We start from the raw sequence: 21694 nt of genomic DNA, 5'->3' as shown, positions 1-21694 counted from the left end.
AGTTAATCTCCATTTTTACAACTATTTTTCTCTAAACTGCTTTTAATTAATGTGTTGGGTATATGTAAAATGTCTCCGGATTTTGTACGCATTCGTACTTCAAAATATCCCGTATGTTCTATTAATCCGGTAATGTTGTTTACACAAATCTTTTCTGTGCTAAGTTCTTTTTCTTGTTTTTGGCGTAGCCACCTTCCTGCCCAGAAGTTAGGGATGCTATCTCGTAGTGAGACAAATATAGTTAGGCTGAAGAGTAATACAACTATTCCAATAAATGATGCGACTACTAATGAGGTGATATTGAGACGATTAAGCACGAGAACGATAGTGATAAAATAGATAATATAAGATACAGCTGTGCTTATCTTTTCTTCACCATTTTCAAAAATATTTCGTTTTGAGAGAATTTTATTTAGTTCTATTTGATGTAATACTTTAGATAATAATTTTTTACAGGTAAAACCTATGGCAAATCCAACTAAAAGAATCACGCTGGCTGTGGCTATGATGTAAAAGAGACTTTCTGCTGTTTGCAGGGTTTGAAAGATTTTGTCTAACATGTTTGGTTATAATGGTTCTGGTTCTTATATACATTACGTTCTAGTGGCTTTAAAGTATGATTCTTGAAGTCTTTTTCTTCAGGGTTAATTTTTTTCTAAATATTTAAAAGAAATTAATCTTAATAAGTAAGTTGTGATCTGTGAACTGTGTATTTGTTATCAGGAGACGTTTCGTCTGATTGAAATGACTCGGCATAGTTTTTGCGTTGTTGTTCAAAAACCGCTTAAAGAAGGACACATTATGGTCTTGCCACGCCAGCATATTGAATCATTTCTCGATCTAAGTCCAGATGAAGCTAAAGACTTGTTTGACCTTGTGGAACTAATGCGTTTGCGTCTTAATAAAATCTATTCAGAGGATGTTTTGATGGTGCGTAATACGGGAATTCATAGCACTCAATCACATATTCATATTCATCTTCTTCCTAGTAAGGGGTCTCTACGTCAACTTACGAGTGTATATGAGCAAATCCCTGCGCGAGCCAACATTGTCGATGAGGTTAAGGTAGCTACACAACTACGCGAACTGCAAGCAAAAAGCTCTTAAAGCTGCTTTAAGAATACCTCTATTATGGTTGATTATGCTGAACAGATTAAAGCGTTCCAGGACGAAATTAAGAAAACAAAGTATAACAAGGCTACGCAAGGTCATATTGGGATTGTTAAGGCAAAAATTGCACAACTTAAACAAAGACAGGAGGAACGCGTTGCGCAGAAAACGGGAAAGTCTGAGCATGGTTATACTGTTCGTAAAAGCGGTGATGGCACGGTTTTATTGTTAGGTTTTCCTTCAGCAGGGAAGTCAACTCTTCTTAATACACTTGCAGGAACTCATTCCGAGGTTGCGGCGTATGCGTTTACAACTCTTACTTGTATTCCTGGAATGATGGATTACAAACAAGCTAAAATCCAAATCTTAGATGTTCCAGGAATTGTTGCAGGAGCTGCATCTGGTCGTGGACGCGGTAAAGAAGTTCTGGCGGTTATTCAAAGCGCTGACTTAGTCCTGGTTGTTGTTGATGTGATGCAACCAGAGCATTATCCTGCAATTTTACGTGAGGTTTGGGAAGCGCGTATTCGTCTCAATCGTAAACGTCCAGAAGTTTTTATCAAAAAGAAAGCACAAGGTGGAATTCAAATTGGTAAAACAGTGCCATTAGAGATTGATGATGATACAATTCGTAAAATTTTGCGTGAATTTAAAATTATGAATGCAGAGGTTCTCATTCGAAGTCCCATTGATATTGACAGTTTAATTGATTGTATTGAAGGTAGTCGTAAATATGTTCCTGCGGTTGTGTGTGTTACTAAAGCAGATTTAGTGGATGCTGACACTCTTGATCGAGTTATGCACGAATTGAATGCAGATATTGCTATCTCTGCAGCGCAAAGTTATAATATTGAAATGTTGAAAGAGACGATTTTTCAAAAATTGGATTTTATTCGTGTTTATCTTAAAGAACCCAGAAAAGAAGCCGATATGAAATTGCCACTTATTATTTTTCGCGATGCGACAATTAGTGATGTTTGCAATAAACTTCACAAAGATTTTGTTGCAAAGTTTAAGTTTGCGCGGGTTTGGGGTAAATCTACTAAATTTCCAGGACAAAAGTTAATGACAAATCACACCCTTACTGATGGAGATATTCTCGAAATTCATTTGAGGTAGACATGGTTGGAGAGATTGTCATTGTTAATGAACACGACCAAATAATTGGTTATAAAAAACGCACCGAATGTTTGCCTCACGAGATCTACCGTGTTTCTGCTCTTATGGTCAAAAATTCAAAAGGAGAAGTTCTCTTAGCTCGTCGCGCATACACCAAAAAGCACGATCCTGGATGTTGGGGTCCAGCTGTTGCGGGAACTGTCGAGAAAGGTGAAACGTACGAGCAAAATATCATTAAAGAGGCGCAAGAGGAATTAGGGATTGAGAATGTTCAATTTGAACAAGGGCAAAAAAGAGAATCGAAAGGAAAGTATCATCATTTTACGCAGTGGTTTAACTGCATTCTTGACTGGCCTATTACCAAATTTAAAATCCAAAAAGAAGAAGTTGATGAAATTAAATGGTTCACAGTCAAAGAATTAGAACGAGAATTGAAAATTAATCCAGAACAATTTATTCCTAGTATACAAAGAGAGCACGATATCTATGTCAGATGAGATTCCTATTGTTAATGAACAGGATGAGATTATTGGATATCGCAATCGTACGAATCTCAAAGAAGGGGATATGTATCGTGTCTCGATGGTTTGGATTACTGATAGCAAACAGCGTATTCTTCTTGCACAACGTTCTAAAATAAAGGCTCTTTCACCTCTATGTTGGGGTCCCGCTGCAGCAGGTACGCTTGAACGTGGTGAAACATACGAACAGAATATCGTTAAAGAAGCTATGGAGGAATTAGGTATCATTGGTATCAAGTTTACCAAAGGTGTTAAATTTAAACAGCAAAGTACTCGTAGTTATTTTGTTCAAACATTCTTTGCCACTCTTGATCGTGCAGAAAAAGACTTTCGTATTCAAAAAGAAGAAGTCGAGCAAGTTAAATGGTTTACGCGCAGTGAGTTACGTAAAGAATTTTCAGCAAATCCAAAGAGCTTTGTACCTTCAATGAAAACGTATATTGAGTTGTTTTGTTGATGTTCTTACTCGTCTTTTTGAACTGTTTTCTCTTTTCCAAATAATCCTACTTTATAGCTTAAAATTTGTTTTAAACCCAAGCAGGCAACTCCTATTGTAGGATAGACAATTGGTGCCACATCTTCTTGTGCGATCATATTGGATTTTGCTAAAGTATAATGAGTACTAATTGTTGCCAATGCATGTACTAATGTTGTTACTATATTTGTTTCAAAAAGTCGCTTTAATGTCTCTCTATATGATCCTCGTTCCCCTTGTACTACAAATAGTGCGATGTATGTGCCAAAATTAGTTCCATAATACGCAACCGTCTTTGCAGCATATGTTAATGTTGCTTCTATCCCTTCGCTTGCCCCTTGATCTTGTAAGTGCCATGAAGTACTAAACGCTGCAACGTAACTTCCTGTAATCGCTGCAACTTCAGCAATTCCATATCGACGATTTGCAGGATTGGCAATTACTTGTTCTAATCGACTTAACATCATTTGAAATTTCTCATACTTATTCAAAAGTCTATCCTTAATTTTGAGGGAAAATCTTATTCGTTTGATAGTAATCAGTAACATTTGTAAGAGGATGATCTATTGGTGTATAAGAAGGCATCAAAAGTGTCACTAATACAAACATCAAGAAAATACCAACTAATACACTAAACACCATACCTATATGGTACACCCTCATATGGAATGCTGCACATAGAAAATGATTCTCTTCATCTGATCGTAAATGAATAAAAAATAAGATCAAAAAAGTAATGGTGGCTGCTGCAAGCCACAACCCTACATTACCAGATAGAAGAAGAATGAAGGGGGATAAGAAGAAGATTAGTCCCATCATATAGAAAAACCATTTTTTACCACTAATGACTTCACGCGGAGAAGTAAACTTATGAGATTGAATATTGTTAATTAGATCTTTAGCCATAAATCTATGTAGATAGAGATCAAATATAACTTTTTCGTATTAGTTTTATTCCTTCCCTAACTTTTATATAAAATCGTTAAAATTAACCACTTATGTGTGGTATTATTGGAGTATTGGGAAATCCTCAGGCACATTCACAAGTAGTTAATGGTCTATCACAATTGGCATGTCGAGGTAGAGATGGGGTAGGAGTTACGGATGGGGGTTATGTTCAATATGCAAAAGATACCGCTCAATTAACTCATCTTACCGGTGAAAACATTCTTGGTCATCGTCTTCATGCGGTTGTTGATCATGTACCTCAACCACTTAAAGAGAAAGGAATTTTGGTTGCTAATTGTGAAATTTATAATTGGCAAAAATTAGCTCAGTTATATTCAATAGAGGCAAAAAATGATGCTGAATTGCTTCTTAAATTTCTTGATAAATTTGGTTTAGATTTGGAGAAGATGGAAGAACTTGATGGCGTGTTTGCTTTTGCCTATTGGTTTGAGGGTAAAATTATTCTTGCACGAGATCTCATCGGAGAGAAACCAATTTGGTATAGTGCAACGCGTGATGCGTTTGCATTTGCTTCGGAGAAAAAAGTTCTGGAGAAACTAGGATACCTTGCCATCGAAGAGCTTCATCCTCGACGTATTCTTACATATAATTTAGAAACTAAATCGGTCTCATTTTGTGATAGGTCGTTTGTTGCATGTGTTCCGGAACATACGAACGATTTCGAAGTTCTCAAAGAAGAAACAAAACAACTATTGCACAAAGCCATTCTCAAACGTATCCCTAACCAAAAATTTGGAATTCTCTTTTCTGGTGGTGTGGATTCAACCTATCTTGCCAAAGTCTGTAAAGATCTAGGGCACGACGTTGTGTGTTATACTGCCGCGCTGGACGTAGCTGATACTGCGGTTCAACCAACAGATCTTATTTATGCTCAAAAAGCTGCAGAGCAACTTGGACTTTCTCTACGTGTGAAAAAAATCACTTTAGATCAAGTTCCTGCGTATCTTGAAAAGATAGTGCCACTCATTGAGGATTCTAATGTCGTTAAAGTGGGTGTTGCTCTTCCATTCTTTCTGGCATGCGAGATGGCAAAAGATGATGGTTGTAAAGTTATTCTTTCTGGTTTAGGCAGTGAGGAAATTTTTGCAGGGTACGAACGTCATCTTCATGCGTTTAATATTAATCAAGAATGTATCGCCGGATTACGTAAAATTTACGAACGTGATTTGTATCGGGATGATGTTGTTACGATGTACCATTCTTTAGAATTACGTTTGCCTTTTCTTGATCGTGAGCTGATGGATTATGCTCTTAAAATTCCTGCGCAATACAAAATTAGGGAGGGGATGTCTAAGCACATCTTGCGTTTAATTGCTCAACAAGAAGAAGTACCCTCTGAAATTGCTTGGAGAAAAAAAACAGCAGCGCAATATGGCTCTCGTTTTGATTATGCTTTAGAAAAACTTGCGTCCAAAAGCGGTTTTTCCTCAAAGTCAGCATATCTTAGGACATTTTATCCAAATCATAATCTAAAATTAGGAGTATTATTTTCGGGTGGAAAAGATTCAACGTATGCTGCGTATATTATGAAAAAACAGAATTATGATCTTACATGTCTGATTACACTGAAATCAAAAAATGCTGATTCATTTATGTTTCATACACCAGCAATTGAAATTACATCGTTACAAGCGCAGACAATGGGTCTGCCTTTACTTGAGCAAGTAACTCTGGGCGAAAAAGAACGAGAACTTGACGATTTGCGTCTGGCACTTTTGCGGTCACAACAGGAGTATCACATTAAAGGTATCATCACAGGGGCTGTTTTTTCTACCTATCAACGCGACCGTATTGAGAGGATTTGTGAAGAACTTGGGCTTAAAGTGTTCTCGCCTTTATGGCATAAAAGTCAAGAGCAAGAGATGAATGAACTTTTTGACCATGGATTCACGTTCATGCTTACAGCAGTAGCTGCAGAGGGATTAGATGCTTCATGGTTGGGTCGACCTTTGATTCTATCTGATCTTTCTCGTCTTAAAAAACTTCAGGATAAAATCGGTCTTAACATGAACGGAGAAGGGGGAGAGTTTGAATCTTTAGTGCTTGATTGTCCACTTTTTGAGAGTCGAGTTGAAGTAGTTGATTTTCGTATTGAAACTTCTTCTTCATGTTCTGCTCGACTAGAAATCATATCTGCTCGTCTGGTTCCAAAGAAAAATTAGGAAAAAACGAAATTTTACAAAATTTCTCATTAATAGATTTTTGTGGATTTTTTGTGACGTGAGGATTATATAGAAATCCAACAAAATAATTCGGCAAATGTGTTGGATTTCTAATAGGAAACCAACCTACAGCACCGAAGAACTTAGTTGGTTTCCTATATTATGGATTAATCACAGATGTATAATTCAGCTTGAACAATACCTATGCCTTCTACTTGCAACGGAAATGGTTTTGAACTGTCACGGTCTTTTCCCGCACTACTTTTTGGACAACCTCCTCTTAGGGAGAGGATTGGATCTATTGGTGTGAAAACCTGTCTGCCTTCTGCTTGTATTACTGTTATTTTCATCTCATAGCGTTTATGCAAACTCTCTGGCGTTGCTTGTCCTAGTGATTGATCCAGTAGCGTGGTTACTGTTTGTTCGAAAAAGGCACAACTGTGTTGGGGTAGCCCATCTGCTCCTTGGCAATTATAATCAGAACTGCTTGGGGGACTGTGAAGAACACAATCTTCAAGTATTTTTTCTCCTAATGGCAATGGGACTCTATTTCGATCTGCAGCATCATAACAACTTTCATCAGTAATTGTGGTTTTTAAGATTGCGGCGAGGGTGCTTGTTGCCAACTCTTTACGTGTAAAAATCTTTTTATCGTCTGCGGTTTTAAGCGCAAAAATAGCCATAAAGATCATGCCTAATGAAATTAATAATACAATCACTACTAATCCAATGACTTCCATTTGTCCAAGTTTATGGGTTGTTCTTCTCATGGTGCAAGTATTTCTAATCTTTTCTAATTTGGTATTATTATTGTAATTATATTGTTGGATTATTTAGGAATATACTTCGACATGTACAATTCCAAAGCGATGCATACCTCGTTGGGTAGTTTCGTCACGTAGCGTCACGACGAAATCAGTTTTCTCTTTATTGACTGATGGTTCTTGTGTGTTAGGGTCAATTTTTATTTTGTTATAAATAGTCCATTGTTGAAATGTAGGAGGATTGCCTGTTCCAGGATACAATTCTTGTACGGTGATGGTGGCGTAACCAAACATTTGAAAATAGTAATTCATGTTGTTTTTTGTGATATCTTCAATGTGTTTGAGTTTAGGCACATCAAAACAGAATGTATCGGTCTCGGCGTTGCCTTTGGTGCATATTAATTCTGGTAAAAAGAGCGCGCGGGTTGTTACTTCGATAGCTTGACGTTGATCTAGCTCTCGTTCCTTTTCTTTTATTGCTCCTTCTTGATAGCGTGCATAAAAGACAATACCAAAAATAAGTAGAATTAAGAAGATTAAAAGAACTGCAATAGTTTCAGTCATATTTACTTGTCCACGTTTTGAGTTTATTCTTTGCTCTTGTTTTTCCATTTTTGTTTTCGTGTTTTTTTCTGATTATTGTTTTGAGCCTATCATTAAGTTTTGTTTTGAAATTTTAATTATTGATATTGTGTTTATTATTATCTAATAGAGTGTTAAACAACCATTTCGTGAAAGGATCGTATTTTGTTCCTGAATTTTTGCTGCATTGGTGATAAGTCCTCCAAAATCACAGGTTGGTTCCTGTTTACATTGAGATGCTGTATTTGCCATAAAATCAAGAGGCGCCTGGAGCGCTTTGAGAAATTCCAAACAAGGTAAAGTTGGATCTGCTGCTTGATAATACTGAATCATTTCTGCCAATTTTCCAGTATCTTGCTTTGAGTAAATCTGACTGACATATTCAAGACGTTCGAACGCTTTTTGCATATTACAACGATATAGTTCTTCACTTCCGGAGAAAATAGCTGCGTATTTTGTAGCGTCACGTTGAGATGCTACTGAGATAATTGACATCCCTTCAGGACGAGACCCTCTGCTTAAAACCCAAGTCTCGCCCTTTTTCTGATAGAATTTTACGTTGTTTGCTCCAAAGCTAACAGCGCTGACTCGATTATCAGCAAGGGATTTGATTTTAAGCGGAGGAGGCGTTGTGGGTATTGTTTTTCCATCTAGATCGATAAATCTTACTTGATAATTATTTTGAGGATCGGCAAGTGCATAGGCAGCAGGATCACTCAGAATTTGTTTGTTAATTTGGTTGCGCGGATCACTGTCTTTGGTTGCTTTATCAAATTCGTTGATGAATTCTATTGAAGAAGGTGTTGAGCCTATTACAAAATATTTGGTATTAGGAGAGGTTACAAATAAAAAGTCAATTACTTTGAATGGAAACTTATAAGGCAAGCTCCAAAGAATTAAACGAGGGGTTTGTAATTCATATGGTGAGAAAATTGGTGCAATCGCGGCATCTTCTTTGGCTATTGTATCTTTTATGGAATACGTTGTGACGCGTTCATCACACTCAAATTGAAGAGTATATTCTGTAAGACCACTGGTATCAATAGGAGTTTTGGTATTTTCTGATGCTTGCGCTCCGGTAAAAATGGAATCTAAAATGGTAATGACATCAAAACTGAGTTGCTGTTCTGCAGTAGCTTTTGATTTTACAATGAGTCCAGCGAAAAAAAGGAGAATTACTGCGCCGGCAATTGCTACATAAATCCAGTTAAATGTGATGGAAATTTCTCCTTTACGGTGGCGTGTCATGATGGTTTTGGTAAGTTATAGTTTAATTTCAAGCGTTAATTTAATTCTCGTGTGGAAGATAGGGTGAAACTTCAGTATGATCTCCTTTCCCTTCAAGAATGATCGAAAATGAGCCCCGTGTAATGGTTTGACAGAGAAAACCAGTGGGTTGGTCATCTTTGTCAAGTAAGCTAATCTGATGCACTTTTATAGGAATTGAGACTTGCGGGGTGAGAAAGACGTTTTGATCAATAGTGTCATAGGCAGTGTTACTTCCTTTTTCGTCTTGCGCTGTTTTCCACGCATCGCAGGCAATTTGGTTTTCTGCGCATAATCTATCTAATTGATCTTGATCATATCCTTCATAATCTAAATTAATAAAACAGATTTTTGTGAATTCTGAACCTGGGTTAAAATCTTCTTTACGAACTGAGCCGTATTCGGTATATATTTTTTTTATTGATCCTTCAAGATCGTTTTTGAATTGGACAAATTGAACTTGTTCACCACTATCCATGAAACTTACTATTGCTTTAAATCCAAAAATAGCAATTAATGCAAATGTAATAGCGGCAACGATAAAGACAAAGACTTGTCCGACACCCATGGCTTTTTTGTCGATTCTTATATTTATCATCATTTCTTTCTCTCTTTTGCTAGTTTTTGCAATTTACCAAATAGATCATTGGCTTCTTGTTTGCTGACTACTTGTCCGATATTTTTCTCTTTGGTTTGCTTTGCAATTTGCTCGATTTTGTTAAAGATATCTTTTTCTTCTTTGCGAAGTCCTGGTTTGATTTCGTCTTTGTGATCTACATAGGTTTGAGCAACTTTCTGTAATGCAGGAAGTGTAGCACTTTTACCTACTAGTTTTTCTATATGGGGTATTTGTTTTGAATTTTGGGAAAATGAATCAAAGACTCCTGCACGTTGACGTTCTTTGCTACGTTGTGAGCTTTGATATCGCATTTCTTGAAGTTTTGAACGAAGACCACCTAAGAGACCAGTTTCTGCTGTCGCTCCTGATGAAGTAGAGGTGGCATTACGTGATATATTTTCTACTTTTCCCGATCCAGTGGCACCGCCTTTTTTATAGAAATATATGAGGAATGCAGCAGAACTTATCATCATGACTAGTCCAATTATCATGAATACTAAAGGTAATGAATCAGTCTGTGTTGGTTCAGGAAGGATATCATCTATAATTGAAGGTTCCTCTTTTTCGGGGTTTTCTTCAAGGGGATTAGGAGGTATCACGTCGGCAATACAGGGATCACTTAGAGCAACAAACTCTTGATAATTGGTATATCCATCGTCATCGTAATCCTCAAGGTTATCTGAAATTCCGTTAGCGTCACTATCTTGTTCTTCTGCATTAAGAAGACATAGTTGCGAATTAAAACGTTTTTCCCAGGCATCAGGCAACTGATCGCTATCCGTGTCTGTTTTTGCTTGTTCTTCATCTACTTGTTCATCACTACACCCTTGCATGTCAACAATTGCTCCGGCTTGGGTTTGACTACAACGGTCGCATTGTGTTGTATCAATACGTCCATCTCCGTCGTTATCTATTAAGCTAATTTGGCGTGAAGATCGTACGCTGTTTCCTACATAGTCTTGAGCACTATAACAGATGTATCCTGGTTGCGTGAAAAGAACATTTTGTCCATTATAAGAAAGATTGGCAACACAATTGTTTGATGGACTTACTCCGTAGGTAAAGTTTCGGCAATCCTCACCAGGACATAATAGAGTTACTGTTGCACCATGGCATAATGTTGAATTTACTGCTACTTGTATATCGGGGGGTGTTGTGTCATCTACGCATACTGAATAATCAGCGGGAGTGATGGTAAAACCATTACTTTCAAAAGGTGGTCCACGATTTAGCGCTGCATCTGTTGCTTGTACTCGTACGCTGTATTTGTGATACGGTGTTAGGTTGGAGAGGGGAACATTAAACGGATTTATAGCAGGGATGGTAAGATTTGAGACTAAGATATGTGTAGGGGCAGGGAGAGTTGGATTAACCCGTGAAGAATTATTTATTCCAATCCCCCTATTCCCTGTTTGGTTGGTATTATTGTTTGTACTATTAGAATTATTTATGGGAGTAGGAGGAATAATTGTTTGACCTAGATCATAGATTTCGTACGTGTACTGTGTTAGATTTTCTTCTTGGCTATATACTTGAACTGCGATATCGGCTTGACCACAGGTGATGTTACCGTCACTAATATTGGTAATTGTAGGTGCAGTTTGATCAATGGTAAAACTCATGAGGTTTTCAACAACGTGATTTCCTGCCATAGTACAACGGATAGGATATTGGTAGTGTCCATCTTGAAGTCGTTCTAATGGAAGAGTATGGAGTAGTTTGCCGCCTGTTACACTAAATGGTAGATATTCAACATCTTGACGATATTCGCATAATGCATTCTTGGATGTTTCAACTTCGGCAAGTATAGTATTAAAATTAAAATATTCTCCAAAAGGAAAAATTCGCAAGATATTACCTAGTTGTGCATAATCAATTATTAATGGTACTGTTTGAGGTTCTGAGAGAGCATCAGCGCCGTTCTTACAAATCGTGGTAAGAGGAATGGTCGTACTTAATCCTTGAAAACGTATAGGGTAGGAAACATTGTGGTGAGTATCAAGTACTTTTTCATTACGCGCTGCTCCTGGAAAGAGATAGCGCATAGTTTCAAACGTGGTGATGCCTTCTCGATCATCAAATTTACAAATAGTTTGGTCATCAGTTCGCACAAAAAATGTTGTTTTTGCTCCTTCAAAGATAGGGTTAGGGAGGGCAATGGCTTCTTTAATTTGCGGTGCGGAAGGGTCATAGACAAGAGTCATTTTCTTTTGAGGGCTTATACGGTTGTGATCGTCTTCACATTGTACAAAGAGATCATATTGTCCCCCTTCTTGTGGGTAGGCTGCGGTTCCAGCAGAAATGGGGAATCGATCAAGACGATATTTCGATGCGCCTTCTGCTTGTAAAATTCGAACTGGTGGTATATCCTCATATTCAAAATCAGGTACAAAATCAAAACGACAACTCGTGCTTGGTAGGCGGGTGCTAAAACGCCATTCAAATTCAGGTTGGGAGCTTACTCCTATAATTTCTGATTTATAGGTATAGGGTTGAGGATTTTCAAGTGTAATACCAAATCCATCAATAGATGCAGTTCCACATTCAATTATTAATGGGAGATTGTTAGGTTGATCTTTAGCGTAATAACAAATAGTGGACGAGTTTTGTATTTTGAATGGGGTTGTGAATGTTTGATAGGTTGTAGGGTCAGCTCCTCGGCAGGAAAAATCTTTTTCTGGTCCTATGCAGTAGTGTAAACTAGCGCAAGGAAATCCATGGTCCTGCGTGCCACATGTTAAGCGTATGTCTGCCGAGGCAAAATAAATTCTTTCCCAGTTGTTTGCAACTATTTCTTCTTGTTCTCCATCTTCACCGATAAATAAAGTTGCTACGGGAGCAATTTGATCAATACTAAATGAGAAAATATCTTGGTATTCTTCTCCGGCTAATTGGTCTTGACAAGAGATTACAAAGTTTGTACTTTCATGGTAGCGTCCAGGATAATAAGGTGTGATATCAAGATCAGGAATAGTATGGCTTTTTCCATCTGGCGATGCAGTAAAATCAGTGATGTATTGGTATTGAGGAATACCATTGGACAGGGTGACAAAATGAAGTTGACAGACGGCAAGATCTTGCGTTCTTGCTTCGAATGTATGTTGTTTTGTTGCAAATAGACCTTGAGGGGAGATGATATCGATGCGCGTTTCGCGATCAAGGACAAATTCTTCACTTTGGTTAAATTGATTTTCATATTGATCTAAACATGATGCGGTTAGGTTATATCTCATTGCGTCAAGATTTTCAAATGTCGTTTCAATTCCAGTTTCTAAAAGGGGTTTTGAAGCAGTGATCAATTCACCTTGAGGAAGAAGGGGATCAAGTTCAAAGTTACATTGAATTGGTTCAGAAATATCTTCTAGATGAACTACTAGAGTTGATTTCGGAGGAGTTGCTGCTCTATTTTGAGGGTTAACTTGATTTTCTTCATCTTGGATGGAAGGTGTTTGAATTTGAGTTTTAAGTGTGAAATGGGGTTTCTTGATGTCCATAAAGAAAAAGAGTTCTTGCACATTTTCTTGGTTTTTGTAGATGTCTTTTGAGAAAAAGAGTAGTTTGAAATTTTGTGTTTGCGGAAGATTCTCAAGATCAAGATGTTCAAAAATATCGATTTGTTGAGTTTGTTCGAGTTTGCGATTGGTGAAAGTATGTTCTTGGAATTCTTCGAATGCAGTGCACGTATCGGGAAGATTTTCTTGTAATGGGTTTATACAAGTGTAGATCGAGCCAACAGCATTTTCATTATCTGTTATAGTGAGAGTAAAGTTATGGTCAGCAAGAGATACGGAAGGTGTGTTTTGATCGTTACTTTCTGCTATAGTAATAGGGGGAGTAATATCACGTTTGCATGCTGATCGTAATCCTCCACGTAAATCTTCACTGTTTGGTTCGTCACAGTCTCCTATGCCATCTCCATCTCCATCTTTCACACATTGGCCGTCTTCTTGATTGCCTAGCCACGTACAGCGATTCCATTTACATTGATCCTGTGAGAGAAGAAGGTTTGGTCCATTTTCACGTTGAGTGTTTTGCCCTCCCGTACATTCAAGAGGAGATTGATAAGTGTAACAATTTGCTGCGTCGGTTGGTTTTTCTCCACAGGTTTCACATGAGGTGAGGGCATTGCCGCTTTGCGCTGAATTAGAAAAACAACGACCTAATGCTGAGCAGACTTCTGCGGTGCAATAATAATTTTCAAATAAGACTGAAGATTGTAGTGCGGAGGGGTTAGTTGGTCCGCATAGCGAGCATTTGTCTGCTTTGTCATAATTTTCTTCTACGCAGTATCCTGCTCCGGTTTCTGGAGTGACTAATCCTGGGATGTTGAGGTTAGCATAGTCTAATAACGGTTGGGTATTTGATGCAGCGTCAACCCATTTACAAAGAGTGCCAAGGCAGTTATTTTGGACACATGCATCTTTACTTTGGTATTCAAAACAACTATCAATGTTAAGGCAGCTTTGACAGCTGTTAACAATACTTGACGATGAATCATAATAACAGAAGGTGGGTACTTGTTCACCTTGATCATCAGTGGTAGAATAACAACTTTCTTTAGTGTAATATAATCCGAAAGGGTCTCCTGATGCTAAACATTGAGCCTGACTGCGACAACTCGCTGTTCTTTCTCCTTCTCGAGCACAGAAATAGCGAACTCCGTTTTCAAGATCGTTAAATGTAGAACAATCTGTCGAATCTACTTGGTTCTCATCTGTACAAGTGTAACGAATCTCACGTTCATTTTCTGGACTGGAAGGATCATTGGCTAAACAGAATTGCGCCCACCCTGTTTGTGTATCATAACGATCTTCACAGAGCTTGTCTCCAAGAGTGATTTCGGTTGGTCTTGGGTTAAGAGATTGGTGAATTGGAGGAGGATAGTTTGCTACAATGGTATAGGTGTAGGCTGTTTGCCATTCAAGCGTTGAGTCATCATCAATAAAAATGCTGGCAGTTGCGGGCAGTACTTCGAATGCTTTTACTGTTTGATCAGGATTAATTCTCTTGAGTGTGTACCCAATTACTTCTTGACAGGGTTTTGACCAACTCAATCGTACTTTTTTCTCACCGGGGACATGTTGGGCATTAAAAATTTCAACATCTTTTTGTGGTGTAGCTCCATTTACTCCACATTCACTTGCTGTTTTTGTAAGAATTACATCATTGAGGACTTTAGGTTGGTTTTCAATGATAAATGGTTCACTCGTGTACTCATAATCTTGGAATCTGGCAATAAGAATATGTTCTCCTGGGTTTAGGCGGATCTCAAATCGTCCGTCTGGGTAGAGTGATTTTGCTCGAAAGATATTGTTGATAAAGATATCTGCGCCATAAAATGGCATTATTGTTCCATCTGGATTAACTTTACGAGTAACACCGCTGACAACTCGGTTGAGTTCAATTTCAAGTTGTAAAGTAATCTCGTCAGGTTGCTGACCTTCAACAATTGTGATCTGTTGTTGGGCTTGTCGGCGGTTAATTTTGGTAGCAGTGAGGGTGTAGGATCCGCTAGGAAGATTAGCAAATGAAAATTCTCCCTGCCGATCTGTTTGTATAGATACTGAAGTAGGTCCTTGAAGAAATACGGTTGCAGATTCTAATGGGGCATTAGGAGCATTAGCGTCACGCACAACCCCATGGATTACTCCTGTCCCGGCTTGTTGATCTTCTTGTACTGGTTCATTTGGTTGAGGCGCAGCTATATTTCCACATTGCGCGCGACATTCTTCTTCGTTTATTCCCGGTTGAAAGCGAGCTCCACTCATATCTCCCCAAAGTTGTAGAGCAGTGACGTCACAACTAAATTTGGTAGAAGTCATTTGACACGTTGGAGCATTGGCATTTCGAGGGTTATCAATTTGGCAGCATCCAAGACCGCATTGCCGGATCTCGTCTACTACTTGTTCTCCTTGTAAGGGGGAGGGTAAGTTGCTTGTGGCTTGGCTTGCTTGTACTTTACACAGGGCTAAAGGTTGAAATTCACAATCAACATTACATAAGATTTCTTCACAGGCTGGAACTTGATTGCAGCGTTGTCCTTCTACAAAAAAGGTGGTTATGTCATTACATCCTTCTGGTGCATTCTCTAGACAATCTTGTTGTGCTGTGGCAAAAGTTACGTCTTCTTGACAGAATAATCCTGAATCACTGGGGAAAATGTAACATCCTAATGCGTCGGCTTCGGGTGCGAGAGCAAGAGGTGAAACTAGGGCAAGAAAAATAGCTAGAACTATAACTACCATACCTCTTTTTTTTACGTTCATGGAACAGTAATAATGATTGTTTTATGATTTATAAACCTTCCGAGGTGAAAGAATTGTCTAAATTGTCTTTTTCGGCTGTTATTTTTGTTCTTTCTTTTTGCTTAATGAACGAAGTTGGTCAAAAGTATTAGGTTGGGAAGATGAAGTCTGCTTTTTTTGATGGGTTTTTACTAAACGATCAAGAGTTTTTAGTGGCCCAGATAGCTTTTTTTGAGGTGTTCCGAAAGCAAAGTATAATTGGGTTTTCTCTTTCTCTCTTTCTTGTTTGGGTGTGGGAAGTTTAGTTGTGGGGAAACTGGGATCAGGAAATTGAGCTGGAATAGACCATTTTAGATTGTTATCTTCCGTTTCTTCTTCATTTTCGGTTTTCGAAGTTGGTTGTAGGGTCTCAGATTTGATTTTTTTTTGTCGGAGACGACTAAATACAAAAAAAGCTATTCCCGCTAGGCTTATGACGATTAAGGGAATAATCACATTTGACGATGTCTTTTTTGATTTTTTAATTGAGTTTGATGAGTCTGCTGTTATGTTGTTATGTTCTTCTTGGGTAAGAGGTATGGCAGAGACACTTTCATCTTTGGTTTCTTCTTGTTTTCTATTTACTGTTTCTTTAGTTGTTGATACTTCTTCTGAGGGTAAATGCTCAAATGGGTTGGCACTTAATGCGCGCAGCGGGGCGCAATAATTCTCACAAGATGTTCGGTCCATTTGTGAATCGTAGTTAAATGCACTTGTTTGCCAGGTGGCAGCTTCTGTTTCACATAGACCTTTATTAGGAAGGAAAGTGCAGACGTTCCCTCCGTTATAATGAATCCGGCAGCACCCCGGAGTGCACCATGCATTTTGTTCTGATTCTATGATTGCGCCACTACTGCATTGATCTGCAAATAATTCTGTACAGGTTGTTTTACAAAGAATCCTCTCACATTGAGATTTGCTCTTACAAGGTGAGTCTGGTGAGAATACATCGTTAAGATTACAACTTTCAATACCCTCACATTCTTGTTGGGCTTGGGTTTCATCGAGATCTTGGCAGTAATAGGCACTTTCTGATTCCAGAAAACAACCGGTTGCTGCATACGTGAATGGAATGGCAATTATTGTTATTATCCAGACAAGACCTAAATTCCACCATGTTTTCATAAAAGGAGAAGAGATGTTGACCTTTATAAAAATCACCTGTGGTCTGTTCTTTTGGGCTCTCTAGAAAATGTCTCGCTCAGCCCCTCGCAGACCTGTTTTCTCGCTAGAAAATAGAATGTTTTTATGGAAAGCGAGGGCACAAGAAATCAAGCCCACAACAAAGAAACTACTTTGTTGGGGCACAAATGAGATCGCTATCTCATTTTGTGTAAAGACTTGATTTCTGTGCTGAAATCTGATAGTTTTCAAATTTCATGCATAGTTGTGGACAAAAGTGTCGGCTTCGCTGGCCACATGGCGACATTTTCTACTGGTCTGTTCTTGGGAAAACCTTATTAAACTTCATCTCTTATGTGGGGTTATGACTAAATTTATTGCTTTAGCTTCGGGAAAAGGGGGAGTCGGAAAAACAACTACAACCATTTCATTAGGGTACGCTTTAGAAAAGTTGGGGAAAGACGTTTTGATTGTCGATGGCAACTTAGTTACGCCTAATGTGGCAACTCATCTAGGTATGCCAAACCCTCAAGCGACGTTAAATAAGTTCTTACGTAAAGAAAAAGGCCTTAAAGACATTATTCATACTCATGAATCGGGGTTACGAATTATTCCTGCGTCGCCTTCGTTTGCGGAATTTCAAAAGACTAATGTGGGTCAACTTAATAAGCTCTTTTTTGCGTTGGATAATGTTGCGGATATTATTCTTATTGATGCACCAAGTGGTTTAGGGTATGATGTTGAACAAATTTTCAAAAATAGCGATGAAGTACTCGTTATTGTTAACCCTACTTTGCCTTCAGTAATGGATGCTCTTAAGACAATGCAGCTAGCCCAAGCTCATAATAATACTATCGCGGGTGTTATTCTTAATATGACACACAATGATCGTCATGAATTAAAACAACAACAAGTGGAAGAAATTCTTGGCCAAAAAGTGATTGCAAGGATATCTTTTCATAAGAAAGTACGTCGTGCATTGCATAAAGGCATGCCTCTTGCTGCTCTTTTCCCACGTTGTAAACCCTCTCGTGAGTTTAATACTGCAGCAAAATATTTAACATTTGAGTCTGAATCTACATTATGAAACTTCACACCAAACTAGCATTACGACAAAAAGGATGGAACTCTCGTGAAATTACTCGAGCGGAAGAAATTATTGCTCATGCAACACAAAAAAATATTGGTGTAAGTAAAGTGCTTTTTTGGAGCGCATTGATTCTTATTGTCATTGCGAATGCGGCAATTATTGCTGTGTTTATACCTTTTCTACTTTTCTTTCCATCTACTATTTTGTATGGATTGATTGCATTTTTAGGTTTGATGATGGGATTAGTGTATAATTTCTTGCTTAATGATATGGCGCATATTAACACAGGTCATCATATTCTTGCATTTTTATTGATTCCTACGTTAGGGGTTGCAAATATTTTTGCGATTACTTTTGCTGTTACACATTTATATCCTACTTTAGAAAGTAGTTATAATTCATGGATTCTGGGTGTTGTCTTTGCTGGCGCCTTTCTTGTGCCTTATCTGATAGGGCGGGTGCGGATGATGTTTAGATCAAGAAAAGCATTGGTTGAGTAGAAACTAAAAACTATTTTTTCACAAATTTCCATACCTGCCACTCAACTGCAAGAATTCGTAGGTATAAATACATTGAATTAACGTATCTTTATACTAAAATTGTAATGAGTAAAGAACTAGAGATGCTGGAGAAGAAAACGATTGGAGTTAGATGAAAAGAAGATCTTATTCAAACTTACACTCATCAACCACAACAGGCAAATGTTCTGGTCCAATATTAGAAACCATATACTCCCTGACAGTTTCAACCATTAAAGCCGCCCAAGGAATATGTTGTGCATGTTCCTCTGTAAAATTATACAAAATACCCTCTAACCGGTTTATCATCTTAGAAACACCATTGGCAGCAGCAAACTGACAGGTGAAAACATAATAGGGATCTCGTATAGGTCTTACACAGAGTAAACCTGCGTCTTCAAGTGTTTTGATTAATGCGGGGTCGGTATCTTGGGAGAGTGAATAGTGGATATCTGCTACTTTGAAAACTTCTTTTCCTTCACCGCGTAAATAACGTTGGCTCATATGAAATGGTAGATGGGCTTCTCTTACAGACTCGACAACCACTGTCTCCTCACGTTGATAATCCCAATGTTTTGTCACTTTTTCAAGCTCGACATATCCTTTATAATCAAATCGCGTAGCAGCGCTACGAAGTTTTTCCAAATCGCTAGAAGCGTTAACTCGTTGAGATAACCCGTATTTTTTGGTCATGTGATACAATGGTTCTCCCCGCCCTCGGCGCTCAAATGTTGCATCTTCAAAACCGATCTCTCGTGCAAGCTCTTTGAATGGTTCATTGTTATGTACTTTACCATCAATATGGAGATGGTACTCAGGAACAGGTTTTGAAATACGAAAATCATCCATGTCCGGTTGGTTTAACTTCTAAGATATAACAATTACTTCCCCTAAGGTGAGGAGTAATAAGAAAATTTTAAAAAGTAGCAGCATCTTAAACCAAAAATGGACATTTCAATCCTCAAAAAAGTAGGCTTTACTGACGGCGAAATCAAAATTTATCTCGCGCTGTTGGAACTTGGTGAGACGACGACGGGTCCTATCATTGATAAAGCACATATCTCCAGCTCAAAAGTCTATGAAATTCTCGAAAAGCTCACTCAAAAAGGACTTGTAAGTCATGTTCAGAAGTCAGGCATGAAATATTTTCAGCCATCATCTCCACAACGTCTGCTTGACTACATTCAGCAGGAAAAAAGAGCTTTTGAAGAATCAGAAAAAGAACTTGAAAAAATAATTCCTTTACTTGAACAAAGACAAAAATTATCACAAGAAGCCCAAACCTGTTCGGTGTACGAGGGTTTTGAAGGAATTAAGACAGTATTCAACCGCATACTTGAGACACTTAAGAAGGGAGAAGAGTATTATGTTTTTACCGTAGATGAAGAAATTACCTCCCCAGAACTAAAACTATTTTTTCTAAACTATCATCTCAAAAGAATTGAAAAAGGGATAAGAGTGAAACTTCTCTCAAAGATTATACATAAAAATAAAATAACTAAACTTTACCCTCAATACAAATTATCACAACGACGATTTATTGATCACGCTTTTCCCACAGGCGTGTTCATCTTCAAAGGTTATGTAATGCATTTTATTTATTCACCAACTCCTACACTTTTTGTCATCCAAAGTGAGCAGACTTATTCTAATTATGAACGATTCTTTGAAGAAATGTGGAATAAAGCAAAACCATAAAAACATTCATCTTCGTCCTATTTGTCATGGTTCGTGCTTTAATCTTTGATATGGATGGCGTGCTCATTAACTCTACCCCCTACAGCTGGGAAGCATTCCGCCTTGTTTTACAGGAAGAAAATATTCCTTTCTCAACAAAGGTTGCTGATGTGAAAGGTTATTTGGGAATGTCATTGCCTGATCTTGTCAAGGTCTGGAAACGAGATTTCAACATTACTATCCCCTATGATCTTAACACGCTATCGCAAAAGATAGGTAAAATTGAACTAGAATTGTTCAAACAAAATATCCGGCCTAATTCACATCTTCACGATCTTCTTCAACAAGCTAAAGATGCTAAAATTAAACGAGCTGTAGCTACTTCGAGTTTTCATTGGCGTACACAAAATATTCTTCGTCTGCTTAAGATCCATAATCAGTTTGATGCTATTGTCAATGCAGAAGATGTAGTTAAGCACAAACCTCATCCCGATGTATTTTTGAAAGCTGCAAGCAAAGTCCAAGAGCAACCGAAAGATTGCATTGTTTTTGAAGATGCGGTCTTTGGTATCCAAGCTGCTCGACGTGCTAAGATGAAATGCATTGCGATAAAAACTCCCTATTATACTCGCAAAGAATTGTCTGCTGCAGATAAGATTATTCAAAATTTCTCACAAATCAATCTATCAAAGATCAATAGCATTTTGTTTAAAAATTAACTTCCTATACCTACTAATAAAACACCGAGAAGAATTCCTCCTAAACCTATCCATTTTAACAGATTCATTTTTTCTTTCATTATGCTTACTGCAAGAACCGTACTAAAGAGATAGACCATGGCAGAGAGGGGAAAAGCTACACTTAATGGGGTTTCTCGCAATGCCAGAATATAAAGCACTGCTGACGCAACGTATAAGAAAATTCCTAGATCTACGCGCCAGCTTTTCCATAGTAAGTACCAAGGATACGAGCTTGCGCCTTTTTTGAGGAGAAATGCAGCTGTAGCGGCAATAGCTGATCCAACAGCAATCAGAATTACAGAGAATGTACTAACCATGTGGACTCACCTGTTCATGGGTACTGCCAATACTTAATAAAATTACAGAGATTATAATTGTACCTACCCCTGCTATTTTCCAGGCATTTAAGACGTCATTAGGAAAAACAATAACGGAGAGTATCGTTACCCAGATATATGAAGTTGCGAGAAGAGGATGAACAAAACTAAGATCGCCACTGCGTAACGCAAGGATCATTAACAATGCGCCAATACCATAAAATATGAAACCTACAAATAACCAAACATAATCTAAAGGGTCAGCACCGTATTTCCATAATAATTGTCCTAGAGAAGTACATAATGTACAAATTAACGCCAATATCAGAGCTGATTTTTGTCGCATAGGAGAGGAAATG

General features: G+C 38.0%; 21 protein-coding genes. 9 read left to right on the top strand and 12 right to left on the bottom strand.

Annotated features, from left to right (window positions below):
• Nucleotides 1–2: 2 nt before the first annotated feature.
• Nucleotides 3–560, bottom strand: a complete 558-nt coding sequence (locus tag HYV86_05530) for a mechanosensitive ion channel family protein (protein MBI2573297.1) — start codon at nt 558–560, stop codon at nt 3–5.
• Nucleotides 561–693: 133 nt separating this feature from the next.
• On the opposite strand from HYV86_05530, the gene HYV86_05525 reads away from it, so the two are divergent.
• Genes HYV86_05525 through HYV86_05510 form a run of 4 tightly spaced genes read left to right on the top strand, consistent with a single transcriptional unit; the run spans nt 694 to nt 3207 of the window.
• Nucleotides 694–1107 carry an HIT domain-containing protein gene (locus HYV86_05525; protein MBI2573296.1) on the top strand — a complete coding sequence of 138 codons (414 nt, stop codon included), beginning with the start codon at nt 694–696 and terminating at the stop codon, nt 1105–1107.
• A gap of 24 nt (nt 1108–1131) precedes the next feature.
• Nucleotides 1132–2229, top strand: coding sequence for a GTP-binding protein (locus HYV86_05520; protein ID MBI2573295.1), 1098 nt, complete (start codon nt 1132–1134; stop codon nt 2227–2229).
• Between the two features lie 2 nt (nt 2230–2231).
• Complete coding sequence (locus HYV86_05515) at nt 2232–2726, top strand: NUDIX domain-containing protein (protein ID MBI2573294.1); 495 nt, start codon at nt 2232–2234, stop codon at nt 2724–2726.
• Nucleotides 2716–3207, top strand: coding sequence for an NUDIX domain-containing protein (locus HYV86_05510; protein MBI2573293.1), 492 nt, complete (start codon nt 2716–2718; stop codon nt 3205–3207). Before HYV86_05515 ends, HYV86_05510 begins: the two co-directional genes overlap by 11 nt.
• Nucleotides 3208–3212: 5 nt before the next feature.
• Here the strand turns inward: HYV86_05510 and HYV86_05505 are convergent, their stop codons facing one another.
• Together HYV86_05505 and HYV86_05500 are read right to left on the bottom strand one after the other, a co-directional pair.
• Nucleotides 3213–3689 (bottom strand): hypothetical protein, encoded by a 477-nt coding sequence (locus HYV86_05505; GenBank protein MBI2573292.1) that lies wholly within the window; start codon nt 3687–3689, stop codon nt 3213–3215.
• 37 nt (nt 3690–3726) lie between these two features.
• Entirely contained in the window at nt 3727–4131 is a 405-nt protein-coding gene (locus HYV86_05500) for a hypothetical protein (GenBank protein ID MBI2573291.1), read from the bottom strand.
• 92 nt (nt 4132–4223) lie between these two features.
• Here HYV86_05500 and HYV86_05495 point away from each other — a divergent pair, with 92 nt between their 5' ends.
• Nucleotides 4224–6356 carry a diphthine--ammonia ligase gene (locus HYV86_05495; GenBank protein ID MBI2573290.1) on the top strand — a complete coding sequence of 711 codons (2133 nt, stop codon included), beginning with the start codon at nt 4224–4226 and terminating at the stop codon, nt 6354–6356.
• Nucleotides 6357–6523: 167 nt separating this feature from the next.
• Here the strand turns inward: HYV86_05495 and HYV86_05490 are convergent, their stop codons facing one another.
• The 6 genes from HYV86_05490 to HYV86_05465 all read right to left on the bottom strand — a co-directional run bounded on the left by HYV86_05490 (nt 6524) and on the right by HYV86_05465 (nt 16996).
• Nucleotides 6524–7126 carry a hypothetical protein gene (locus HYV86_05490; GenBank protein ID MBI2573289.1) on the bottom strand — a complete coding sequence of 201 codons (603 nt, stop codon included), beginning with the start codon at nt 7124–7126 and terminating at the stop codon, nt 6524–6526.
• Between the two features lie 63 nt (nt 7127–7189).
• Entirely contained in the window at nt 7190–7732 is a 543-nt protein-coding gene (locus HYV86_05485) for a hypothetical protein (GenBank protein MBI2573288.1), read from the bottom strand.
• 93 nt (nt 7733–7825) lie between these two features.
• Nucleotides 7826–8950 (bottom strand): hypothetical protein, encoded by a 1125-nt coding sequence (locus HYV86_05480; GenBank protein MBI2573287.1) that lies wholly within the window; start codon nt 8948–8950, stop codon nt 7826–7828.
• Nucleotides 8951–8990: 40 nt separating this feature from the next.
• Complete coding sequence (locus HYV86_05475; GenBank protein MBI2573286.1) at nt 8991–9536, bottom strand: hypothetical protein; 546 nt, start codon at nt 9534–9536, stop codon at nt 8991–8993.
• 29 nt (nt 9537–9565) lie between these two features.
• On the bottom strand, nt 9566–15853 hold the full coding sequence (locus HYV86_05470; protein MBI2573285.1) for a carboxypeptidase regulatory-like domain-containing protein: 6288 nt from the start codon (nt 15851–15853) through the stop codon (nt 9566–9568).
• 78 nt (nt 15854–15931) lie between these two features.
• Nucleotides 15932–16996, bottom strand: coding sequence for a hypothetical protein (locus HYV86_05465; GenBank protein ID MBI2573284.1), 1065 nt, complete (start codon nt 16994–16996; stop codon nt 15932–15934).
• 361 nt (nt 16997–17357) lie between these two features.
• On the opposite strand from HYV86_05465, the gene HYV86_05460 reads away from it, so the two are divergent.
• Nucleotides 17358–18080, top strand: coding sequence for an AAA family ATPase (locus HYV86_05460; GenBank protein ID MBI2573283.1), 723 nt, complete (start codon nt 17358–17360; stop codon nt 18078–18080).
• On the top strand, nt 18077–18583 hold the full coding sequence (locus tag HYV86_05455) for a hypothetical protein (GenBank protein ID MBI2573282.1): 507 nt from the start codon (nt 18077–18079) through the stop codon (nt 18581–18583). The genes HYV86_05460 and HYV86_05455 overlap by 4 nt, the downstream gene beginning before the upstream one ends.
• Nucleotides 18584–18748: 165 nt before the next feature.
• Here the strand turns inward: HYV86_05455 and HYV86_05450 are convergent, their stop codons facing one another.
• Entirely contained in the window at nt 18749–19450 is a 702-nt protein-coding gene (locus HYV86_05450; protein ID MBI2573281.1) for a hypothetical protein, read from the bottom strand.
• 96 nt (nt 19451–19546) lie between these two features.
• Between HYV86_05450 and HYV86_05445 the strand changes: the two genes are divergently transcribed.
• Both HYV86_05445 and HYV86_05440 read left to right on the top strand, forming a co-directional pair.
• Nucleotides 19547–20299: a hypothetical protein gene (locus HYV86_05445; protein MBI2573280.1), complete on the top strand. Its 753-nt coding sequence runs from the start codon at nt 19547–19549 to the stop codon at nt 20297–20299.
• A gap of 26 nt (nt 20300–20325) precedes the next feature.
• On the top strand, nt 20326–20997 hold the full coding sequence (locus tag HYV86_05440; protein ID MBI2573279.1) for an HAD family phosphatase: 672 nt from the start codon (nt 20326–20328) through the stop codon (nt 20995–20997).
• Here the strand turns inward: HYV86_05440 and HYV86_05435 are convergent.
• Nucleotides 20994–21335: an EamA family transporter gene (locus tag HYV86_05435; GenBank protein ID MBI2573278.1), complete on the bottom strand. Its 342-nt coding sequence runs from the start codon at nt 21333–21335 to the stop codon at nt 20994–20996. The two genes, HYV86_05440 and HYV86_05435, sit on opposite strands and share 4 nt — an antisense overlap.
• Entirely contained in the window at nt 21328–21681 is a 354-nt protein-coding gene (locus HYV86_05430) for an EamA/RhaT family transporter (GenBank protein MBI2573277.1), read from the bottom strand. The genes HYV86_05435 and HYV86_05430 overlap by 8 nt, the downstream gene beginning before the upstream one ends.
• Nucleotides 21682–21694: the final 13 nt, after the last annotated feature.

Source organism: Candidatus Woesearchaeota archaeon (assembly GCA_016188115.1).
Classification (GTDB): Archaea; Nanobdellota; Nanobdellia; order Woesearchaeales; family GW2011-AR9; genus JACPIK01.
The sequence above is the reverse complement of the archived record's forward strand: the minus strand, read 5'-3'. Positions and strand labels throughout refer to the sequence as shown.

Excerpts from the sequence above, each read along its gene's own strand:
- HYV86_05530 (MBI2573297.1), bottom strand. The coding sequence starts at position 560 with ATGTTAGACAAAATCTTTCAAACCCTGCAAACAGCAGAAAGTCTCTTT.
- HYV86_05520 (MBI2573295.1), top strand. The coding sequence starts at position 1,132 with ATGGTTGATTATGCTGAACAGATTAAAGCGTTCCAGGACGAAATTAAG.
- HYV86_05515 (MBI2573294.1), top strand. The coding sequence starts at position 2,232 with ATGGTTGGAGAGATTGTCATTGTTAATGAACACGACCAAATAATTGGT.
- HYV86_05510 (MBI2573293.1), top strand. The coding sequence starts at position 2,716 with ATGTCAGATGAGATTCCTATTGTTAATGAACAGGATGAGATTATTGGA.
- HYV86_05505 (MBI2573292.1), bottom strand. The coding sequence starts at position 3,689 with ATGTTAAGTCGATTAGAACAAGTAATTGCCAATCCTGCAAATCGTCGA.
- HYV86_05500 (MBI2573291.1), bottom strand. The coding sequence starts at position 4,131 with ATGGCTAAAGATCTAATTAACAATATTCAATCTCATAAGTTTACTTCT.
- HYV86_05495 (MBI2573290.1), top strand. The coding sequence starts at position 4,224 with ATGTGTGGTATTATTGGAGTATTGGGAAATCCTCAGGCACATTCACAA.
- HYV86_05490 (MBI2573289.1), bottom strand. The coding sequence starts at position 7,126 with ATGAGAAGAACAACCCATAAACTTGGACAAATGGAAGTCATTGGATTA.
- HYV86_05485 (MBI2573288.1), bottom strand. The coding sequence starts at position 7,732 with ATGGAAAAACAAGAGCAAAGAATAAACTCAAAACGTGGACAAGTAAAT.
- HYV86_05480 (MBI2573287.1), bottom strand. The coding sequence starts at position 8,950 with ATGACACGCCACCGTAAAGGAGAAATTTCCATCACATTTAACTGGATT.
- HYV86_05475 (MBI2573286.1), bottom strand. The coding sequence starts at position 9,536 with ATGGGTGTCGGACAAGTCTTTGTCTTTATCGTTGCCGCTATTACATTT.
- HYV86_05470 (MBI2573285.1), bottom strand. The coding sequence starts at position 15,853 with ATGAACGTAAAAAAAAGAGGTATGGTAGTTATAGTTCTAGCTATTTTT.
- HYV86_05465 (MBI2573284.1), bottom strand. The coding sequence starts at position 16,996 with ATGAAAACATGGTGGAATTTAGGTCTTGTCTGGATAATAACAATAATT.
- HYV86_05460 (MBI2573283.1), top strand. The coding sequence starts at position 17,358 with ATGACTAAATTTATTGCTTTAGCTTCGGGAAAAGGGGGAGTCGGAAAA.
- HYV86_05455 (MBI2573282.1), top strand. The coding sequence starts at position 18,077 with ATGAAACTTCACACCAAACTAGCATTACGACAAAAAGGATGGAACTCT.
- HYV86_05450 (MBI2573281.1), bottom strand. The coding sequence starts at position 19,450 with ATGGATGATTTTCGTATTTCAAAACCTGTTCCTGAGTACCATCTCCAT.
- HYV86_05445 (MBI2573280.1), top strand. The coding sequence starts at position 19,547 with ATGGACATTTCAATCCTCAAAAAAGTAGGCTTTACTGACGGCGAAATC.
- HYV86_05440 (MBI2573279.1), top strand. The coding sequence starts at position 20,326 with ATGGTTCGTGCTTTAATCTTTGATATGGATGGCGTGCTCATTAACTCT.
- HYV86_05435 (MBI2573278.1), bottom strand. The coding sequence starts at position 21,335 with ATGGTTAGTACATTCTCTGTAATTCTGATTGCTGTTGGATCAGCTATT.
- HYV86_05430 (MBI2573277.1), bottom strand. The coding sequence starts at position 21,681 with ATGCGACAAAAATCAGCTCTGATATTGGCGTTAATTTGTACATTATGT.